Raw genomic sequence first — 19,683 nt, forward strand, 5'->3', positions numbered from 1 at the left:
TGGTTTCAGGGGCGGCGCACCTCGTAGAGGAAGCAGCCGTACTCCACGGCCCGCACATGGACGAGGGCCACCTCGGGGTCGGCGAAGGCCTCGGCGAAGGCGTCCTCGAACTCCTCGGGGGACGTCACGAGCCGCCCGCCGAGGATGCGGCCGTCCGCGGAGTAGCGGCGCACCGTGCGGTGGGCGTTCGTGAACGGCAGGCCGCCGTCCGGCCCCGCGCACTCCTCGGCGTGCACGAAGACCGGCCCCAGCTCGTCGTACGCCCCCGGATCGGCCCCCACCGCGGCGGCCCACCGACGCAGCGGCGCGTAGGAGACGAGCACGATCCGCTCCCCCGGCTCGCTGCGGCGCAGACAGCAGCGCAGCGGGGCACCCCCCTCGTCGTCCACGAGGGGGACACGGCGGCGGCCCGCGTCGTCGGTGTCGCGGAGCTCCTTCAGGACGGCCGGCGGAACGGCTTGTGCGGTGTACGTCGTCATGTGTCCAGGCTCCCGCCCGCCGGGGGCCCGCACCGGCGGGAAACGGACATCGCATTCGGTGCAGGTCCCGTGGAAGGATGGCGCAACCCACACATAACGAGGAGATGACCGCGTGCCTGGCACAAACCTGACCCGCGAAGAGGCGCAGCAGCGCGCGAAGCTGCTCACCGTTGACTCGTACGAGGTCGATCTCGACCTCTCCGGCGCGCAGGAGGGCGGCACCTACAGGTCCGTGACCACGGTGCGCTTCGACTCCGCCGACACCGGCGCGGAGTCCTTCATCGACCTGGTGGCCCCGACCGTCCACGAGGTCACCCTGAACGGGGACGCGCTCGACCCGGCCGAGGTCTTCGCCGACTCGCGGATCGCGCTGCCGAACCTGCTGGAGGGCCGCAACGTGCTCCGCGTGGTCGCCGACTGCGCGTACACCAACACCGGCGAGGGTCTGCACCGGTTCGTCGACCCGGTCGACGAGCAGGCCTACCTGTACACCCAGTTCGAGGTCCCGGACGCGCGGCGCGTGTTCGCCTCCTTCGAGCAGCCCGACCTGAAGGCCACCTTCCAGTTCACCGTGAAGGCGCCCTCGGGCTGGACCGTCATCTCCAACTCGCCGACGCCGGAGCCCAAGGACGACGTCTGGGCGTTCGAGCCGACGCCGCGGATCTCGACATACATCACCGCGCTGATCGTGGGCCCGTACCACTCGGTGCACAGCGTGTACGAGAAGGACGGGCAGTCCGTCCCGCTCGGCATCTACTGCCGCCCCTCGCTCGCCGAGTTCCTCGACTCGGACGCGATCTTCGAGGTCACCCGGCAGGGCTTCGACTGGTTCCAGGAGAAGTTCGACTACGCGTACCCGTTCAAGAAGTACGACCAGCTGTTCGTGCCCGAGTTCAACGCGGGCGCCATGGAGAACGCCGGTGCCGTGACCATCCGGGACCAGTACGTCTTCCGGTCCAAGGTGACCGACGCGGCGTACGAGGTGCGGGCCGAGACCATCCTGCACGAGCTGGCCCACATGTGGTTCGGCGACCTCGTGACCATGGAGTGGTGGAACGACCTCTGGCTGAACGAGTCCTTCGCCACCTACACCTCGATCGCCTGTCAGGCGTACGCGCCGGGCAGCCGCTGGCCGCACTCGTGGACCACGTTCGCCAACTCCATGAAGACGTGGGCGTACCGGCAGGACCAGCTCCCGTCGACCCACCCGATCATGGCCGAGATCCGCGACCTGGACGACGTCCTCGTCAACTTCGACGGCATCACCTACGCCAAGGGCGCCAGCGTCCTGAAGCAGCTCGTCGCGTACGTCGGCATGGACGAGTTCTTCCGCGGCGTGCAGGCCTACTTCAAGGCGCACGCGTTCGGCAACACGCGCCTGTCCGACCTGCTGGGCGCCCTGGAGGAGACCTCCGGACGCGACCTGAAGACCTGGTCGCAGAAGTGGCTCCAGACCGCGGGCATCAACATCCTGCGCCCGGAGATCGAGACGGACGCGGACGGCGTCATCACGTCCTTCGCGATCCGCCAGGAGGCCCCGGCGCTGCCCGCCGGCGCGAAGGGCGAGCCGACGCTGCGCCCGCACCGCATCGCGGTAGGCCTGTACGACCTGGACGCGGACAGCGGCAAGCTGGTGCGCGGCGACCGCGTCGAGCTGGACGTGGACGGCGAACTGACCGCCGTGCCGCAGCTCGTCGGCAAGGCCCGCCCGGCCGTCGTCCTGCTCAACGACGACGACCTGTCGTACGCCAAGGTGCGTCTGGACGAGGCCTCGCTGGCCTTCGTCACCGAGCACCTCGGCGACTTCGAGGCCTCCCTGCCGCGCGCCCTGTGCTGGGCGTCCGCCTGGGACATGACGCGTGACGCGGAGCTCCCGACCCGCGACTACCTGTCGCTGGTGCTGTCCGGCATCGGCAAGGAGTCCGACATCGGCGTGGTGCAGTCCCTGCACCGCCAGGTGAAGCTGGCCATCGAGCTGTACGCCGACCCGTCGGCCCGCGAGGCCCTGCTGACCCGCTGGACCGAAGCGACGCTCGCCCACCTGCGCGCGGCCGAGCCGGGCAGCGACCACCAGTTGGCCTGGGCGCGTGCCTTCGCGGCGACCGCCCGCACGCCGGAGCAGCTGGACCTCCTGGAGGCGCTGCTCGAAGGCCGCGAGACCATCGAGGGCCTCGCCGTCGACACCGAGCTGCGCTGGGCGTTCGTGGAGCGGCTGGCGGCCGTCGGGCGCTTCGACGAGGCGGAGATCGCCGCCGAGTACGAGCGCGACAAGACGGCGGCCGGCGAGCGGCACGCGGCCACGGCCCGTGCGGCCCGTCCCACCGAGGAGGCCAAGGCGGAGGCGTGGGCCTCGGTCGTCGAGTCGGACAAGCTCCCGAACGCCGTGCAGGAGGCGGTCATCGCGGGCTTCGTGCAGACCGACCAGCGTGAGCTGCTGGCGCCCTACACGGACCGGTTCTTCGCCGTGGTCAAGGACGTCTGGGACGCCCGGTCGCACGAGATGGCGCAGCAGATCGCCGTCGGTCTCTACCCGTCCGTGCAGGTCTTCGAGGACACCCTCGCCAAGACGGACGCGTGGCTGGCCGCCGCCGAGCCCAACGCGGCCCTGCGGCGCCTGGTCTCGGAGTCCCGCTCGGGCGTCGAGCGGGCCCTGAAGGCGCAGCGGGCCGACGCGCAGGCGACGACCGCCTAGCGGCGGGCGACGGCGGGCGGGTGACCGGGCCGGTCACCCGCCCGCCGCGCACACCAGACGGGCCGTGTCGAGCATGGTCCGCACATGCAGTCCGGTCTGCGCGGACACCGGCACCCACCGCAGGTCGTACGACTTCTGCAGTTCCTGGCACCACTCGCGCACGAGGTCCGCGAGGACGGCGGCCGTGTCGGGCCTGGTGCGGGCGAGGGCCCGGCGCATCATGGCCGCCGCGCGCAGCGGGATGCGGCGCGCGGAGATCCCGAGGGTCGCGAAGTGCCCCTGGTGGGGGCTCGGTTCCTCCGCGGCCCAGGTCCGCACGATCGACGGCGCCACCTCGACGAGTTCGCGTGCCGCGTCGTGGAGCGGCATGAGGTCGTCGGGGACGTCGGCGGCCGTCCGGTCGCCGAGCGCCTGCACGAGTTCCCGGGTGTGTCCCAGCAGGACGTCGCCGACGCGCGCGATCTCCCGTTCCGGGGCGCCGGCGGGGCGTGCGTCGCTCATCGCCGGCACGCACCAGGCGGGGGTCTCGACCAGGACGGTGAGAGTGCCGTACCGGCGGGGGTAGAGCCAGGTGCTCTCGGCGACGAAACCGCTCGGGTCCCGTTCGCCGCCGCCGCGGTCGTCGGGCAGCAGCAGGACGCCGGGCGCGTCCAGCCGCCAGTCGGGGCCGTCGCAGGGATGCCGGTCGAGGGGGATCCGCAGGCGGGCGGCCGTCCTCCTGAAGGCGTCGGCCGCGCCGGGCACCTCCCGTGTCGCCATCATGAAGGCCGCGCCGACCTCGATGCCGTGCAGCGTGAACTGTGCGACAGGCCGCAGTTCGTCGAGCAGCCGGACGAGCGCCCTCGACTCCGGGAGCGGTGCGCGGGGCTCGTCGGGCGCGGGCAGCGACTCCGGCTGGCGGGCGAACGCCGGCCGGTAGAAGGCGCGATGGCACTCCTCCAGGGAGGGGTGCGGCTCCTCGGGCGTCCAGCCGTGCGCGAGTCGAGCGCCGTCCGGGTCGAGACAGAGCAGGAAGTGCCAGGTGCAGCCCAGGCGTTCGAGCATCTCGGGCCGGTGGGCGAACAGCGTGGCGAGGCGGAGCACGGAGGTGCCGCCCACCGGTTCGTTGGCGTGCGCGCCGGCGACGGTGAGGATCTGCCGGTCCCCGTGCCCGGCGGACAGCAGCCACAGCGGGCGCCCGGCGCGGCTCTCGCCGGCCGGGCGCAGCCGCAGCACCCGCGGTGCCGCGGCGACCAGCGCGCGGGCCCGCCGCTCCAGTTCGTCGACGGCCGGATAGACCGGATGGAGCGGTGTCCGCACGCTGGTCCTCCGATCAGGCGCCCTGGGAGTTACTGTCCCCAGTGGTCTCCTTCTTGTCCAGCGGGCGAATCACGATCTTGGTAGGCATGCAGACTCCTCTCCGTTCACAACCTGTGGTGTGCTGACGGGTGTTGTCCGAGCGGCGGGAGCGCTCAGCCGCCGTTGCCTCCGCTGCTGTCGCCCGTGGTCTCCTTCTTGTCCAGCGGGCGGATCACGATCTTGGTGGGCACGTCAACTCCTCACCTCTGTTGTGGGGTTGAGCTCTCCGATGTCCATGGTCGACCACTCTTGTCAAGGCTCGACTCGTGGGATCAGAGTGTCAAGGCATGTGCCTGTAAACGGGAGGGATCCTGGTGACAGTGACGGTCGAAGCGCTCCGGCGGCCCCGCATCAAGCCCGAGCACCGTGCCTATCGCACGGTCGACGGCAACGTCCGCATCGGCAGCGTCATTCACGGCATCGGCGCGGAGATCGCCGACCCGCAGGGCTGGGTCTGGACGCTGGTCGAGGCGATGGACGGGACACGCGGGCCGGCCGCGGTGGTCGACGAGGTGGTGCGGGCGCACCCGGACCTCCCCGGCGAGGACGCCCGCCAGGCGATGGCGGACCTGCTCGCCGCCGGGTTCGTGGACGACGCGGGCGCGGCCGTGCCGCTGCCCGAGCGGGAACGGGTCCGCTACAGCCGCGGGGTGCCGCTGCTGCGCTGGATGGACCTGGCCCCGCGCAGCAACCCGTGGGACGCCCAGCTGCGGCTGCGCCGGGCCCGTGTCCTGCTGATCGGCGTCGGCGGCACGGGCGGTCACGCCGCGCAGAGCCTGGTCGCCTCCGGCGTCGGCCGGGTGCACTGCGTGGACCCGGACGTCGTGGAGCTGTCGAACCTCAACCGCCAGCCCCTGTTCCGCGAGTCCGACATCGGCCGTCCCAAGGCGGAGGCGGCCGTGGCCGCGCTGCGGGCCGTCAACTCGGACGTCACCGTGACGGGGGAGCGCCGCGAGGTACGCGGCCCGGCGGACCTGGCGGACCTCGTGGCCGGTCCACGGGACCCGGACCCCGACGGCCCGGACCCGCACCCCGTGTCCGCCGCCCCGGACCCGGACCCCGACGGCCTGGACCCGCACCTCGCGGCCGCCCCCGGGGACTTGGACCCCGGCGGCCTCGCCCCGCACCCCGTGTCCGGCGCCCCGGACCCGGACCCGTCCGGACCCGCCGCGGGGCCGCCGGACGACGCCCGCCGGCCGGACCCGTCCGCCGCGGCGCCGGGCAGCGGGCCTCGCTCGTCCGCCTACGACCTGCTCGTCCTCGCCGCCGACCGGCCCGACGACATCCGCCGCTGGGCGAACCGGGTCTGTCTGGCCGCGGGCCTGCCGTGGGCCGACGCCGGCTATCGCGGCCCGCTGGTGACGGCGGGCGTGTACGTGCCCGGCCGGGGCGCCTGCTGGGAGTGCCTGCGCGCCGGTGAGGCGGCCCGCCGCGATCTGCGCCTCGCGCCCGGACAGGACCCGGAGGTCGCCTCCCCGCGCATGCCGTGGAACCCCGCGAGCGCCGTCACCGCCGGACTCTCCGGGGGCCTGCTCGCGCATGCGGCCCTCGCCCTGCTGACCGGGGTCCCGGCCCTCGAACCCGGCTTCCGCTTCGGGATCAACCTGATGCTGCCGGGCGACCCGGTCCTCCAGCGCACCCCGCGGCACCTCGACTGCGCGGCCTGCGGCGACCGGGCGGACGGGGTGGCCGGGTGACCCACGTCCGCCTGCACGCGCTGGACTCCCGTCCCGACGGCGAGGAATGGATCGTCGGGCGGATGGCCACGGGCCGGTTCGTCGCACTGCCCGAGGTCGGCAAGCAGGCGCTGGACCTGCTCGCGCAGGGGCTGAGCGCGGCCGAGGTCGGGGAACGGCTGCGGGTGGAGACCGGCGACGAGATCGACGTACCGGACTTCGTGGAGGCCCTGCTGGGGCTGGGGTTCGTCGCCGAGATGGACGGCCGGGCCGTGCCGCAGCCCGCCCCGCCGAAGCCGACGCTCGCCGGGATACGGCCGCGGCACGTGCGCTGGGCGCTGAGCCCCGTCGTGCCCGCCCTCGTCGGCCTGCTGATCGCGGTGACCCTGCTCACCCGCCCGCCGGTCCCGCTGAGCTACCGGACCCTGTTGTGGAGCCCGCACGGCAGCGCGGTCATCGCGCTCGGCGCGGGCGTGGGCTGGAGCCTGCTGTTCCTGCACGAGTGCGCGCATCTGCTGACCGCGCGCGCCACCGGCGTTCCGGGCCGGATGCGGCTGGGCACACGGCTCCAGTTCCTGGTCATGCAGACGGACATCAGCGGTATCGAACTCGCCCCGCGCCGCCACCGGCTGACCGCGTACCTCGCCGGCATGGCGACCAATCTGACGGTGTCCTGCCTCGCCGCGCTCGGTGCGGGGGCCGCCGACGGCACGGCCCGGCGGGTCCTCGCCGCCGTCGCCCTGCTCGCCCTGCTGCCGCTCCCCTTCCAGCTGATGGTCTTCATGCGCACGGACCTCTACTTCGTGCTCCAGGACGTGACGCGCTGCCGCGACCTGTACGGGGACGGGGTGGCGTACACGAAGTACGCGGTACGGCGGCTGCTGCGCCGCGCCGGGGAGTCCGACCCCAGTCTCGGGCTCCCGCGGCACGAACGACGGGCCGTGCGCGCGTACAGCGTGGTGCTCGTCGTCGGCACCACGCTGTGTCTCGCGTTCCTCGCCACCGTCACCCTGCCCGCGGACATCACGCTGTTCGCGCGTGCGGTGACCCGGCTGGGCCCCGGGGAGCCGGCGGCGCGGAATCTCGACGCCGCGGCGGTCGTCGTCGCGCTGGGCGGCATCCATCTGCTGTGGGCCCGCACCTGGTGGCGCGGGCGCCGCGAGCGCAGGATCAGCCGGGGAACATCCCCCCGGTGACGTTGACGAACGTGCCGGTGATGCCACCGGCGTGGTCGGAGGCGAGGAAGGCGGCGGTGGCCGCGATCTCCGGGAGCGTCGGGTTGCGGCGGGTCATCCGCATGCCCGCCAGCTGGGCCAGCAGTCCCTGGACGGCGTTCTCGTCGAGGTCCATGCCGCTGTCGACCGCGGCGAGCTTCTCCTTGGTCAGTGTCTCGGGCACACCGGCCGCCCACAGGCCCACGGCGCGCAGTCCCCGCGGGCCGAGCTCCACCGCCAGGTTCCGCACCAGCGTGTCGATCGCCGCGTCCGCGGGCCCGGTGCCGCCCATCATCGGACTGCCGTGCGCGGAACCGCTGTTGAGGGTGAGGATCACACCGGAACCGCGCTCGGCCATGTGCCGGGCCGCGGCGCGTGCGGTGACGAAGTTGGCGCGGATGCCGGTCACGACGGGCGCCATGAAGTCGTCGACGGGCATGTCGAGGAGGGACATGCCCTGCACGTCGCCGCGCGTGACCAGGTTGAAGGAGACGTCGATTCCGCCGTCGGCGGCCACGGACGCCGCGTGCGCCTCGACCGCCGCCTCGTCCAGGGCGTCCAGCACCGCCGTCCCCGCCGACCCGCCGGCCGCCGCGATGTCCTCGGCCACCGCGTCGAGTGCGGCCGCCGTACGCCCCACGAGGTGCACGCGGGCGCCCTCGCGGGCGAAGGTGCGGGCGACGGCGCCGCCGATGCTTCCGCCCGCGCCGTAGACGATCGCGGTCTTGTCGGTGAGCAGCATGATGATCTCCTGAAGGCCGGTTGCACGAACCGTTCGTTCGCGTCGGTCATGGAGACGTACGAACCTCCGGTCACTCATCGGTCGCGGGTCGTTCCCCCGGACCTCACCGGTCGGCGGGGAGCCGCAACGGCAGGCCGAACGCCGGGAAGAGGTGCGGCTCGAAGGAGGTGATCTCCACGATGCGGTCGCCCTCGATGCGCAGCACGTCGAGGACCTGCGCCCGGTACACGGTGGTCCCGGGACGCCTGACGTAACCCCCGGCCGCGAGCTGCCCGTTGGCGCGCGCGGGGAGATGGCGCCAGTCCCCGAGGAACATCGGCGAGGCCGGATCGAGGCTCGGGCGCAGGAACTCGGTGAGCGCCTCGCGGCCGACGAACCAGAAGGGGTTCGGCGGCATGGTGAGCGTGATGTCCTCGCTGAGCAGGGTGGCGATCTCGTCGAGGTCGAGGCGTTCCGCGGCTGCCATGTAGCGCCGCAGGACCTCGCGTTCACGGGCGTCCGCCTCGGCGGTCCAGTCGGCGCGGCGGCGCGGCAGGTGGTCGCGCAGCGTGGGGCGGGCGCGTTGCAGGGCGCTGTTGACGGAGGCCACCGTCATCTCCAGGGCCTCGGCGGTCTCCGCGGCCGCGAGCCCCAGCACGTCGCGCAGGACGAGGACGGCGCGCTGGCGGGGCGGCAGGTGCTGGACGGCGGCGAGGAAGACGAGCTCCAGGGTCTCCCGGGAGACGGCACGGGCGTCCGGCTGCTCCTCCGTGGAGGGCAGGTCCTCGTCGGGGTACGGCTGGAGCCAGGTGACGCGGGCGGGTGGCTCGGCATCGCCGTGGTTCATGCCGGGCAGCGGTTCGTAGCGCTGCGGGCGGCGTGCGGTGCGCCGCTGGAAGTCGAGACAGGCGTTCGTCGCGATCCGGTACAGCCAGGTCCGCAGGCTCGCCCGGCCGGCGAAACCGTCCCGCGCCCGCCAGGCCCGCAGGAACGTCTCCTGCACGAGGTCCTCCGCGTCGTCGTACGAGCCCGACATCCGGTAGCAGTGCACGCGCAGCTCGCGGCGGTACGACTCGACCAGGGCGGCGAAGTCGCTCTCCGCGAGCGGGACTTCACCGTGTCCGGTCTGCGCGGGGGTGGGCCCCGCCGCGAGCGTCGCGCCGCGCTCGGCCTCCGGGGCGCGGGGGTCCGCCGCGACCGGCACGGCGTGCCCGGCCCCCGTGACTCCGGGATCCGCCGCAACCGTTCCCCCGCGCCCGGCCTCGGCGGCGCCGGGCACCGTGCCGCGGGGGTCCGCCGTGGCTGTCCGCACGGCCGGGGATTCCGTAACGGCGCCCCTCGTTACGGAATCCGGCCGGGCTTCGGGGGCCTCGCGGGCTTCGCGGGCCTCGCGGGCTTCGCGGGCCTCGCCGACTTCCCGGGCCTCGCGGGCCTCGCGGGCTTCGCGGTCCGGCCGGCCCGCCTGGTCCTGCCGGGCTTCCCCGGCTTCCCTCGCTTCCCGGTCCCGGTGCGCGGTGTCCCGCGCGACGCGGGCGACGCGTCGCAGCCGGCTCACGGACGAGGACAGTTCCGTCACGCCGGAGTAGAAGACGGACGGCGGCTGCGGGACCAGCCCGTCGACCTGCCGGGCCACCTCCTCGATCAGTCCGCGCACGGTGTCCACGGGCTCGGTCCGCCGGTCCCGGTAGGCCTTCTGCCGGCAGGCGGCGGAGCAGTACACCGAGGTCCGGCCCTTGCGCCCCGACCGGCCGGGCAGCGGCTTCCCGCAGCTGCGGCACACGGCGTCCACGTCCATGAGGCCTCCGGCGATCGCGTCACACAGGGACGACGTGACGCTATACGTCTCCTCGCGTCGCCCGCCCCCGAACGAGCGGTACTCGGGACTGCCGGCTAACGGTCCGCCCCCCGGGCCGCCTCCCGCAGCGCCCCCAGCACGAACCCCACCGCGGCCCCCTCCTCGGCGCCCCGGCGCACCGCCGCGACCACGTGCCGATGCGGCCGCTCCCCCGCGAGCTCCCGCATCACCACCCCCTCACGCCGCGCCGCGGCCATCCGCGGCACCAGCGCCACCCCCATCCCCGCCTCGACCATCGCGAGGATCGCGGTCCACCCGGCCGCCGAGTGGCCCTGGTGCGGGCTGAACCCGGCCGCTTCGCACGCGCTCCGTGTGATGTCCGACCACGGGCCGCTCCCGCCGAAGATCCACGGCTCGGCGGCGAAGTCGGCGAGCCGCACGTACGGCGCGGTGGCGAGCGGATGGCCGTGCGGCAGCGCCAGGTCGAGCGGGTCGGAGAGCAGCGGCACCCGGGTGAAGCGGGCGTCCGTCGCCGTGGGGGCCTGCGCGGCCAGGGACAGGGCGAGGTCCACCGCCCCGGCGCCGAGCAGCTCGTACGCCTCCGCCGCCTCGGCCTCCCGCACCTGCACGGCGATCCCGGGCCGCGCCGACCGCAGCGCCCGTACGGCGGGGACGACGAGCGCGGGCACGGCGGTGGAGAAGGCCCCGACCCGCACCTGCCCCACCTCGCCGTGCGCGTAGGCGGACAACTCGGCGTCGGCACGCTCCAGTTGCTCGAAGACGGCCTCGGCGTGCCGCAGCACGAGTTCCGCCGCGTCGGTCAGCCGCACCCGTCTGCCCTGCGCCTCCAGCAGGGGTACACCGAGCTGCTTCGCGAGGTTGGTCAGCTGCTGCGAGACGGCCGAGGGGGTCATCAGCAGGGCCCGGGCGGTCGCGGTGACGGTTCCGCGCTCGCGCAGCGTCCGCAGGATCTCCAGCTTCCTGATGTCCCACTTGTCGTACTCGGCCATGGCCGCAACCTATCCCGGGAGTTCAGCGGGCCCGGGAGGCGGTGCCCAGGACGACTCCGCCCAGGATCAGTGCCATGCACAGCAGTTGTGCGGCCGTGGTGCGTTCGCCGAGGAGTGCGTAGGACAGGACGGCCACGCAGACCGGCTGAAGGTAGTAGACCGTTCCGGCCCGGGCCGCGCCGATGAGCGAGATCGCCTTGTTCCAGGTGAAGAAGGCGACCGCGGAGGAGGCGATCCCGACATAGAGCAGCGGGCCGACCGTCGCGGGGGCCGGGGCGAAGGCCCCTTGGACGGTCACGCTCAGCACGAAGACCGGCAGCAGCATCGCCGTGCCCAGCATGAAGGTGGTGAACAGGAAGACGGGACCGGTGAGTTCGGCGGGCCCGCGGCGGACCAGCGTGCTGTACGAGGCGAAGCACGTCGCCGCCGCGATCATCCAGAGGTCGCCCGCCGTGAAGTCCGTCGACGCCGCGGGGCCACCGCCCACCAGGAGGAGGACACCCGCGCAGGCGATCAGCATGCCGGTGACCCGCCGCGCGCCGAGGCGTGCGCCGCCGAGCCGTTCGTACACCGCCATCAGGACCGGCGACGCGGCCATGATCATGCCCATGGTGCCGGCGGACGTGGACACGCCCGCCTGGTTGACCAGGGTGTTGTAGACGGTGACGCCGAGGAGCGCGGCGAGCAGCAGGTGCCCGAGGTGTCCGCGGATCAGCGCCCGTTGCCGCCAGGTCTCCCGTGCCGCGAACGGGGCCACCACCGCGAGGGCGACGACCCAGCGCCAGAAGGCCTGCTGGACGGGTGGCACGCTGTCGTGCAGGGCGCGCGACGCGACGAAGCTGCCGGACCACACGACGGTGGCGACGGCCGCGAGGGCGAGACCGAGTCCGACCGATCCCTTCCGTGCGCCCGCTCCGGCCCTGCCCGGCCGAGCGGCCCTGGACGACTCGACGGACTCGGACGGCTCGGGGGACTCGACGGCCCCGGACGGCTCGGGGGACTCGGCGGGCTCGACGGGCTCGGACGGGTCGACGGACTCGACGGACTCGGACGGTTCGAAGGACTCGGACGGTTCGAAGGACTCGAACTGGTCGACGGGCTCGGTGGTGCCGGCGGGCTCCGTGGCCCTGGCCGGCTCGGTCCTCTTCGCCGGCTCGACGGCCGTGGCTCGCTCGGTGCTCCCGGCGAGCCCGATGGTCGTGGCGGGCTCGGCGCTCTCGGCGGACTCAGCGCTCGCGGCGGGCTCGATGGCCTTGTCGGACCCGGCGCTCTCGATGGGCTCGGTCGTCTCGGCGGACCCGGCGGCCCCTGCGGGCACGCCCTGCGTTCGCGTCCGGTCCAGGACTGTCACGTGCATCCCTCGCCTCTCCGGTGGTCGGGTGGGTGGCCCGCCTACCGTCGCAACGCGGAACCCGTCACGTCCATCGAATCTTTTCGAGCATTCCCTTCAGCAGAACTGAAAGGTCCGGAGCCGGAGACGGTCCTGACCGCCACCGGGCGGGGCCGGAGCTGACCGAGCACGGTCGCCCCGAACGCGAGTCCCATGCCCGCCAGTTGCACCGGGGTCAGCTCCTGCCCCAGCGCCGCCCAGCCGATCACCGCCGCGGTCAGGGGCGAGAGCGGACCGAGGAAGGTGACCTGGGTGGCGGAGAGCCGCCCGATGCCGCGGAACCAGAGCCAGTAGGCGAGGGCCGTGTTCGCCAGCGCCAGGTACAGGTAGCCGCCGACCGCGCGGCCGTCCAACGCGGGAGGCGCGCCCTCGACCACCAGAGCGAGCGGCGCGATCAGCAGTCCGCCGGCCGTCAACTGCCAGGCGGTGAGCGCCAGTGGCCCGACCCCGTCGGGGCGTCCCCAGCGCTTGGTGAGGACGGTGCCCGTGGACATCGACGCGGTCGAGGCGAGCGCGGCGAGCACGCCCACCGCGTCGAGGGCCCCGGCGGCCTTCAGCACGACGAGGCTCACCCCGAGGGCCGCGGCGACACCGGTGAGGAGCGTACGGAGGGTCGGCCGGTCGCCGAGCAGCAGCACCGAGAGCCCCGCGACGAACAGCGGGCCGACGGAGCCGACCACCGCGGCCATGCCACCGGGCAGCCGGTACGCGGACAGGAACAGCAGCGGGAAGAAGGCGCCGATGTTCAGGGCGCCCAGCACCGCCGCCTTGCCCCACCAGATGCCGCGCGGCAGCACCCGCGCGAGGGCGAGGAGGAGCAATCCGGCGGGCAGGGCGCGCATCACCGCCGTGAACAGGGGGCGATCGGCCGGCAGCAGCTCGGTCGTGACGGCGTACGTGCTGCCCCAGGACACGGGGGCGAGCGCGGTGAGCGCGATGAGAGCGGGGCGGTTCATGGCCATGGGACACCCGATTTCCAGTAGACCGGCGAGAACTGGGCCAGGAGGAGCACGTCGGCCGCGAGCGGCTCGACACTAAGTAGCTTAGCTTCAAGCTACTTATCGTCAAGCTGCTTTTCACTGATCTACTCAGCGTCCATCAACTCTCTTGTGAGCTACTTTCTTGCGACCGATCCGGCCTCGGCGGATACTCACCCGCATGAACACCCCCAAGGACCCCGTCGAGAACCCCGCCGACGACCCCGCCGACGACCCCGCCGACGACTCCGCCGGGGCCTCCACGGAGGGGCCGGTCGACCCGGCCGAGGCCGCGGCCGACAAGGACGCCGTCGACGCGATCATCGAGCAGTGGGCCGCCGTGCGGCCGGACCTCGACACGACCGCGATGGAGGTCTTCGGTCGGATCTTCCGGCTCTCGCGGGCGATGGGCGACCGGATGGAGAAGGCCTACACGCGTTTCGGGATCTCCCGGGGCGAGTTCGACGTGCTCGCCACCCTCCGCCGCTCCGCCGCCCCCTACACGCTCTCCCCCCGGCAGCTCTCGGCGACGCTCATGCTCACCACCGGCGGGATGACCGGGCGCCTGGACAAGCTGGAGCGCGCCGGGCTGCTGCGCCGGTCACCCGATCCGCACGACCGGCGCGGCCTCCAGGTCACGCTCACCGACGAGGGACTGCGCCTGATCGACGAGGCCGTCGGGGCGGGACTCGCCGTCCAGACCGACGCGCTCGCCGGCCTCGACGAGGCCCGGGCCGCCCAACTCGCCGACCTGCTGCGCCGACTGCTGACCAGCACCACCGTCTAGGCGACGGTCGCCGGGCGCGCCCAGCGCGGCGGTGAGTGCCGCCTCGACCGCCGCCGCGTCCGGGGACTCCGCGGCCCAGGCCACGTATCCGTCGGGCCGCACCAGCACCGTCGTGCTCCTGCCGTCCGCCCACCGCTCCACGGCGAGGCGGTCCGCGCGGCCCTGCGCGGTGCGGGGCCGCGGGTCGATCAGGACGAACCGGCCGCCGCGCAGCGCCTCGTAGAGCCGGCCGCTCCTCAGCGCGACGTCCGGGATGCGGCGGCCGACCAGCGGGTGGGAGCCGTGCGGCGCCCCGTACGCGTACCCGATGCCCGTGATCCGGCCCAGCACCCGGCGCCGGGCCGGGCCGGCATGGCTCAGGAACGCGCCGAGCCCGGTGCGCAGCGCCAGCGTCCAGGGGCGCTTGGCCATCGCGAGCCGCACGATGCCGCCGCTGCTGCGCAGCACGGCCCGCCCGACCGGGTGGCGCTCCGCCTGATAGGTGTCCAACAGGGCCGCGTCCACGTGCCCGCCGAGGACGGCGGCCAGCTTCCAGCCGAGGTTCGCCGCGTCCTGGAGCCCGGTGTTCATGCCCTGGCCGCCGGCCGGGGTGTGCACGTGCGCGGCGTCTCCGGCGAGGAAGACACGGCCCACCCGGTAGGCGGGCGCCTGGCGTTCGTCGCTGTGGAAGCGGGACATCCAGCGAGCGTCCCGCATGCCGTAGTCACGGCCGAGGGCGAGCCGGGTGATCTCCTTGACCTCGTCGAGGTCGAGCGGTTCGTCGTCGCGGACGTTCCGGCCACGGTGCCAGCCGATCACCCGGTAGTAGCCGTCGCCGAAGGGAGCGAGGAAGGCGAAGGCGTCCCCGACCGCGGCGGCGGTCAGTACCGACTCCGGTTCCTCGTCGAGCCGCACGTCCGCGAGCACCACGGACCGGATCACCGACTTGCCGGGGAACGGCAGCCCGACCGCCGTCCGCACCGCGCTGCGCATCCCGTCGGTCCCGACGACGTAGGCCGCCGTCAACTCCGCCGCCGCGCCGTCCGGGCGGCGGACCGTCAGCGTCACGCCGTCCGCGTCCTGGCCCAGACCGGTCACCTCGGTCTCGTACAGGAACCGCACCCCGGCGTCCTCCGCCCTGCGCACCAGCACCTTCTCCACCTCGTACTGCGGGATCACGAGCAGGTGGTTGAAGCGGGAGGGGAGGGTGTCGAGCGACAGGGAGAACGCGCCGAAGAGCTGGAGACGGTCGAGCCGCCGGCCCTCGCGCTCCAGGTCGTCGGCGAGGCCGCGGGCGTCGAGCTGCTCCAGCGTGCGGGCGTGCACCACGAAGGCCCGGGAGAGGTTGCTGATCCTGTGCGGCCGCTTCTCGACGACGGTGACGGGGACGCCGGCGGTGGCGAGGTCACCGGCGAGCAGCAGCCCGGTGGGGCCGGAGCCGACGACGACGACACCGCGGGGGTCGACGGTGGTGCGCGCCGCCGCGCGGCGAGGGGCGGTGGCGTCCTCGGCGGTGGCGCGGGGCTCGGCGGGCTGCTCGCCATGCGCGTCGCGCATGGACTGTGCGTTCTGCGTGTGGTCCTTCATGGTGACCTCCGATGCCAGCACCTGTCGGCCAACGGCAGTGGGCCAACCGTGGTTGACCTGCAGCGCCTGTCGACCGATCCACACTCCCTCGCTTGCCAACGCTTGTTGGCCAACGCTTGTTTGCCAACATAGGGCGACCCCACTGGACTGTCAACACGTGTTGGCCTACGGTCGTTGGCATGGCACTCACGGAACACCCCGCACCCACGTCGGCAGCGGCGGACGCGCCCGCGCCCCGCCGCTCCGACGCGACCCGCACCGCGATCCTCGACGCGGCCCGCGCCCGCTTCGCCGCCGACGGCTACGAGCGCGCCACCATCCGCGCCATCGCCAAGGACGCCCGGATCGACCCGTCGATGGTCATGCGCTACTACGGCTCGAAGGACGGGCTGTTCGCCGCCGTCCTCGACGTCGACCTGCGGCTGCCGGATCCGGCGGGCCTCGATCCGCGTGACGTGGGCCGCGTCCTGGTGAGCCACTTCCTCGACCTGTGGGAGGAGAACGGAGTCCTCACCGCGATACTCCGGGTGGGTGTCACCAATCAGGCGGGCGCCGAGCGCCTCCAGGGCATCTTCAAGGACCAGCTCACACCGGTCGCACGGCGCGCCTGCCCCGACCCCGAGCAGGCGCCGGTACGGGCCGCGCTGTGCGCCTCGCAGCTGCTCGGGCTCGCCCTCACCCGCTACGTCCTGCGGATCGGCCCGGCCGTCGCGCTGAGCCGTGCGGAGATCGTGGCCTGGCTGGGCCCGACGGTCCAGCGATATCTGACGGCGCCCCACCCGTAGGCCGCGGCTCCGACCCGATCACCCTCGCCACGAGCGGACCCTGCGCCACAGGCACGGTCGGACCCGGCGCCACGGGGCGGGCGAGATCGGCGCCACCGGCGCGGGCGCGGGCGGGCCGGGCGCTACGCCCCCGCCGCGGAAGGCGCCCCGGGCGCGGGACAAACACATCGCGCGGGACAAACACATCGAGGGAGCCCGCGCGACACGTGCGCGGACTCCCTCGACGGAAGTGAAGAAACCGGTGTACCCGGGTCAGCTCTGCTTCTGCGGCCTGTCGGACTTGTCGAGGACCATCACGAGGCCGGCGATGACCAGGAACAGCACGATCGGCAGCGCCACGTACAGACCCAGAGTGTCGATCACGCTCAGGCCGGTGCCGGGGTCGTCGCCGTCGTCGCGGGTCAGCGCGAGCGCGGGGGACGACATGAGCAGCATCATCAGCGTCGTACCGGCAGCCAGGGCGCCGGCGCGCAGGGCGTTCTTCTTGTCCACGGAGCAAACGTAGCGAACACCTGAATGAGTCGCGCGTCCGGGGGTGCCGTACGGAGGCCCCGGGGCCGGAGGGCGCCCCTCCGCGGGGCCCGGGACGCGCGACCTCCTCGCCCTCAGGCCGGTGTCCCGGCCGTCCTCCCGTCGGCCTCCGGAACCGGCCCCGCCGCACGGCCGCCCCCCGCACCGGCGCCGTCCCGCGCACCCGTGCGGTCCCCCGCACCCGCGCCGTCCGGCGCGCCCGAACCGTCCGCCGCACCCGCGCCGTCCCGCACGGCCCGGTCCCCCGCCGCGCGCGCCCGCACCACGTCGATCAGGGCGTGCAGCCGGGGCGAGGCGGCGAGGTCCTCCAGGGTCACCGGCCGGCCCTCGGCGTCGGCGACGGGCAGGCGCCAGTTGGGGTACTGGTCCCAGGTGCCGGGCAGGTTCTGCGGACGGCGGTCGCCCACGGCGTCCGGGAGCCAGACGCCGACCAGCCGGGCCGGGGTGCGCAGCAGGAACCGGTGCACGGCCTGGATCTCGGCCTCCTCCGACACCGCCGCGCACCCGCCGCTCGCGCCGCGCAGCAGCCCCAGCCGGGCGAGCAGCGCCAGCCACTCCCCGGTGTCCGCGGCGGCCGCGGCCCGTTCCTGCTCCAGGGAGCCGGTCAACAGGCCGAGCCGGTCGCGGAGTTCGACGTGGTCGCCGGTGAGCCGGGAGGCGGTGGACGGCAGGTCGTGCGTGGTCGCGGTGGCCAGGCAGTCGGCGCGCCAGCGTTCGGGGGGAAGCGGGAGTCCGTCGCCGTCCCAGTCCCGTTCGAACCACAGCACCGAGGTGCCGAGCACCCCGCGCGACTGGAGCGTCTCGCGTACACCGGGCTCCACGGTGCCGAGGTCCTCACCGATCACCAGCGCTCCGGCCCGGGAGGCCTCCAGGGTGAGGACCGCGAGCATGGCCTCGGCGTCGTAACGGACGTAGGTGCCCTCGGTGGGCGGGTGCCCCTGCGGGATCCACCAGAGCCGGAACAGGCCCATGACGTGGTCGATGCGCAGGGCGCCGGCGTGCCGGAACAGGGCGCGCAGGAGGCGGCGGTAGGGGGCGTAGCCGGACGCGGCGAGCCGGTCGGGGCGCCAGGGCGGCAGACCCCAGTCCTGGCCGCGGGAGTTGAAGGCGTCCGGGGGTGCGCCGACCGACATGCCCGCGGCGAAGTACTCCTGCTGGGCCCAGGCGTCGGCGCCGTCGGGGTGAACGCCGACGGCGAGGTCGTGCACGAGGCCGACCGCCATGCCCGCGTCGCGCGCGGCCCGCTGCGCGGCGGCCAGCTGGGCGTCGGTGAGCCAGGCGAGGCGGCTGTGGAAGTCGACGCGGTCCATCGACTCGCCCCGGGCGCGCGCGGTTTCGGACGAGCGGGGGTCGCGCAGGCCGGGTGGCCAGCGCCGCCAGTCGGAGCCGTACAGCTCGGCGAGCGCGCACCAGGTGGCGTGGTCCTCCAGAGCCTCGCCCTCCTCCGCGAGGAAGTCGGCGTACGCGGCCTGCCGGCCGGGACCGAGCGGCACCGCGCACACGGCTTCGAGCGCCTCGCGCTTGAGCTCCCAGACGGCGTCGCGGTCGATCAGGGCGCCTTCGGTCAGTACGGAGTCGCGGAGCCGTTCGGCGCGTGCCGGCAGCGAGCGGTCGCAGCCGCCGGCGTACGCGTACTCGGGGATGTCCTCGACGCGCAGGTGCACCGGGTCGGGGAAGCGGCGGGAGGAGGGCCGGTAGGGGGACGGGTCGGTGGGTGTGCCGGGCACCGCCGCGTGCAGGGGGTTGACCTGGACGAATCCGGCGCCGAGTGCCCGTCCCGCCCAGGCGGTCAGCTCCCCGAGGTCGCCGAGGTCGCCCATGCCCCAGGAGCGGCGCGACAGCAGGGAGTAGAGCTGGACGAGCAGCCCGTACGCGCGTCCGGGCGGCGCGGGGAGCCGGGCGGGCGCGACGACGAGGTGGACGTCGGCGGTGCGGCCGTCGGGCGCGGCGGCGTGCAGGGCGTGCACGCCGGGCGGGAGTTGTTCGGGCCGGGCGCGGGTCTCGCCCTGCTCGGTCACGATGCGGAGCCGGGTTCCGTCCGGCAGGGCGGCCAGCGCGGCGGGGGCGCCCTCGCCCCAGGACACCACCGTCGGCGGCAGCAGCCGTCCCCTCAGCGCGTCCTCACGCGCCGCGAGGGCGGCGCGCACGGCGTCCGGGGTGCCCGCGTCGACGCCGAGCGCCGCCAGGGCCGCGACGAGCGCGGTGTCGGACGCGGCGACCGCACGGCCCGGGGACGGCTCGTAGGACGTGGCGACGCCGTGCAGGTCGGCGAGCCGCGACAGGGGCGTCGGTGACGGCGCCCGCGGTGGGTCGGCGGGCCGGCGAGGTGGCATCTAGACCTCCGACACGGCGCCGGGGTAGGGGGGCGCCCCCTCGTCGGGCGAGGCCGCGAGCTGGGGGGAGGGTTCGCTGGTCAGGGGCACGGCGTCGGTGAGCGGCGGCTCGCTGGTGAGCGGTTCGGCGTCGGGCAGCGGGGGTTCGCTGGTCAGCGGCGCCTCCGCGCAGGCGCCTTCGGCGCTGAGCAGGCACAGGTAGGCGCCTTCGGGCTCGGCGGACAGCTCCGCCTCGCGTTTGGAGAGGGCCGAGAGCAGAAGGTGTGCCGATGCGGCCACGGGGGCCTCCTTGTCGAGTACGTCGAGTACGGCGGCCCAGGGCGGTTCCCGCGGAGTCGTGCCGCGCGCTCCGGCCCTGGCGGTCAACGCAGCCCTACCCAGCGGGCGCG

At 74.1% G+C, this 19,683-nt stretch carries 15 protein-coding genes and 1 pseudogene; 5 read left to right on the forward strand and 11 right to left on the reverse strand.

The window, feature by feature from the left end; genetic code table 11:
• Positions 1-5: 5 nt before the first annotated feature.
• Positions 6-479: a DUF1203 domain-containing protein gene (locus tag ACSYGO_RS18450; protein WP_426681202.1), complete on the reverse strand. Its 474-nt coding sequence runs from the start codon at positions 477-479 to the stop codon at positions 6-8.
• 112 nt (positions 480-591) lie between these two features.
• Between ACSYGO_RS18450 and pepN the strand changes: the two genes are divergently transcribed.
• Positions 592-3,171 carry an aminopeptidase N gene (gene pepN, locus ACSYGO_RS18455; protein ID WP_426681201.1) on the forward strand — a complete coding sequence of 860 codons (2,580 nt, stop codon included), beginning with the start codon at positions 592-594 and terminating at the stop codon, positions 3,169-3,171.
• A 33-nt stretch (positions 3,172-3,204) separates the two neighbouring features.
• Here pepN and ACSYGO_RS18460 read toward each other — a convergent pair whose 3' ends face one another.
• On the reverse strand, positions 3,205-4,470 hold the full coding sequence (locus ACSYGO_RS18460; protein ID WP_460387082.1) for a M14 family zinc carboxypeptidase: 1,266 nt from the start codon (positions 4,468-4,470) through the stop codon (positions 3,205-3,207).
• A 389-nt stretch (positions 4,471-4,859) separates the two neighbouring features.
• On the opposite strand from ACSYGO_RS18460, the gene ACSYGO_RS18465 reads away from it, so the two are divergent.
• Positions 4,860-6,206 (forward strand): HesA/MoeB/ThiF family protein, encoded by a 1,347-nt coding sequence (locus ACSYGO_RS18465; protein WP_460389733.1) that lies wholly within the window; start codon positions 4,860-4,862, stop codon positions 6,204-6,206.
• Complete coding sequence (locus tag ACSYGO_RS18470; protein ID WP_426681198.1) at positions 6,203-7,381, forward strand: hypothetical protein; 1,179 nt, start codon at positions 6,203-6,205, stop codon at positions 7,379-7,381. Before ACSYGO_RS18465 ends, ACSYGO_RS18470 begins: the two co-directional genes overlap by 4 nt.
• On the opposite strand, the gene ACSYGO_RS18475 is transcribed toward ACSYGO_RS18470, so the two are convergent.
• The 5 genes from ACSYGO_RS18475 to ACSYGO_RS18495 all read right to left on the reverse strand — a co-directional run bounded on the left by ACSYGO_RS18475 (position 7,356) and on the right by ACSYGO_RS18495 (position 13,277).
• A complete protein-coding gene (locus ACSYGO_RS18475; protein ID WP_435226554.1) occupies positions 7,356-8,141 on the reverse strand; it encodes an SDR family NAD(P)-dependent oxidoreductase in 786 nt (261 codons plus the stop codon). The genes ACSYGO_RS18470 and ACSYGO_RS18475 overlap by 26 nt on opposite strands.
• 103 nt (positions 8,142-8,244) lie before the next feature.
• Complete coding sequence (locus ACSYGO_RS18480; RefSeq protein WP_460389734.1) at positions 8,245-9,696, reverse strand: RNA polymerase subunit sigma-70; 1,452 nt, start codon at positions 9,694-9,696, stop codon at positions 8,245-8,247.
• A 314-nt stretch (positions 9,697-10,010) separates the two neighbouring features.
• Positions 10,011-10,925, reverse strand: a complete 915-nt coding sequence (locus tag ACSYGO_RS18485) for a LysR family transcriptional regulator (protein WP_432174942.1) — start codon at positions 10,923-10,925, stop codon at positions 10,011-10,013.
• A 22-nt stretch (positions 10,926-10,947) separates the two neighbouring features.
• Positions 10,948-11,778 (reverse strand): DMT family transporter, encoded by an 831-nt coding sequence (locus ACSYGO_RS18490; RefSeq protein WP_460389735.1) that lies wholly within the window; start codon positions 11,776-11,778, stop codon positions 10,948-10,950.
• 539 nt (positions 11,779-12,317) lie between these two features.
• Positions 12,318-13,277, reverse strand: coding sequence for an EamA family transporter (locus ACSYGO_RS18495; RefSeq protein ID WP_432174943.1), 960 nt, complete (start codon positions 13,275-13,277; stop codon positions 12,318-12,320).
• Positions 13,278-13,473: 196 nt separating this feature from the next.
• On the opposite strand from ACSYGO_RS18495, the gene ACSYGO_RS18500 reads away from it, so the two are divergent.
• Complete coding sequence (locus ACSYGO_RS18500; protein WP_460387083.1) at positions 13,474-14,079, forward strand: MarR family winged helix-turn-helix transcriptional regulator; 606 nt, start codon at positions 13,474-13,476, stop codon at positions 14,077-14,079.
• An 18-nt stretch (positions 14,080-14,097) separates the two neighbouring features.
• Here ACSYGO_RS18500 and ACSYGO_RS18505 read toward each other — a convergent pair.
• Positions 14,098-15,645: pseudogene (locus ACSYGO_RS18505) on the reverse strand (FAD-dependent monooxygenase); the annotation flags it as partial.
• Positions 15,646-15,824: 179 nt separating this feature from the next.
• Between ACSYGO_RS18505 and ACSYGO_RS18510 the strand changes: the two are divergent.
• On the forward strand, positions 15,825-16,430 hold the full coding sequence (locus ACSYGO_RS18510) for a TetR/AcrR family transcriptional regulator (protein WP_460387084.1): 606 nt from the start codon (positions 15,825-15,827) through the stop codon (positions 16,428-16,430).
• A gap of 252 nt (positions 16,431-16,682) precedes the next feature.
• On the opposite strand, the gene ACSYGO_RS18515 is transcribed toward ACSYGO_RS18510, so the two are convergent.
• The 3 genes from ACSYGO_RS18515 to ACSYGO_RS18525 all read right to left on the reverse strand — a co-directional run bounded on the left by ACSYGO_RS18515 (position 16,683) and on the right by ACSYGO_RS18525 (position 19,573).
• Positions 16,683-16,922: a hypothetical protein gene (locus ACSYGO_RS18515; protein ID WP_028802676.1), complete on the reverse strand. Its 240-nt coding sequence runs from the start codon at positions 16,920-16,922 to the stop codon at positions 16,683-16,685.
• A 113-nt stretch (positions 16,923-17,035) separates the two neighbouring features.
• On the reverse strand, positions 17,036-19,294 hold the full coding sequence (malQ, locus tag ACSYGO_RS18520; protein ID WP_460387085.1) for a 4-alpha-glucanotransferase: 2,259 nt from the start codon (positions 19,292-19,294) through the stop codon (positions 17,036-17,038).
• Positions 19,295-19,573, reverse strand: coding sequence for a hypothetical protein (locus tag ACSYGO_RS18525; protein ID WP_426681191.1), 279 nt, complete (start codon positions 19,571-19,573; stop codon positions 19,295-19,297).
• Positions 19,574-19,683: the final 110 nt, after the last annotated feature.

The sequence above is a fragment of the Streptomyces krungchingensis genome (assembly GCF_054729265.1).

Coding starts and splice junctions, on each gene's coding strand:
- malQ (WP_460387085.1), bottom strand. CDS start 19,294: ATGCCACCTCGCCGGCCCGCCGACCCACCGCGGGCGCCGTCACCGACG.
- ACSYGO_RS18450 (WP_426681202.1), bottom strand. CDS start 479: ATGACGACGTACACCGCACAAGCCGTTCCGCCGGCCGTCCTGAAGGAG.
- ACSYGO_RS18500 (WP_460387083.1), top strand. CDS start 13,474: ATGAACACCCCCAAGGACCCCGTCGAGAACCCCGCCGACGACCCCGCC.
- ACSYGO_RS18475 (WP_435226554.1), bottom strand. CDS start 8,141: ATGCTGCTCACCGACAAGACCGCGATCGTCTACGGCGCGGGCGGAAGC.
- ACSYGO_RS18495 (WP_432174943.1), bottom strand. CDS start 13,277: ATGGCCATGAACCGCCCCGCTCTCATCGCGCTCACCGCGCTCGCCCCC.
- ACSYGO_RS18485 (WP_432174942.1), bottom strand. CDS start 10,925: ATGGCCGAGTACGACAAGTGGGACATCAGGAAGCTGGAGATCCTGCGG.
- ACSYGO_RS18510 (WP_460387084.1), top strand. CDS start 15,825: ATGGCACTCACGGAACACCCCGCACCCACGTCGGCAGCGGCGGACGCG.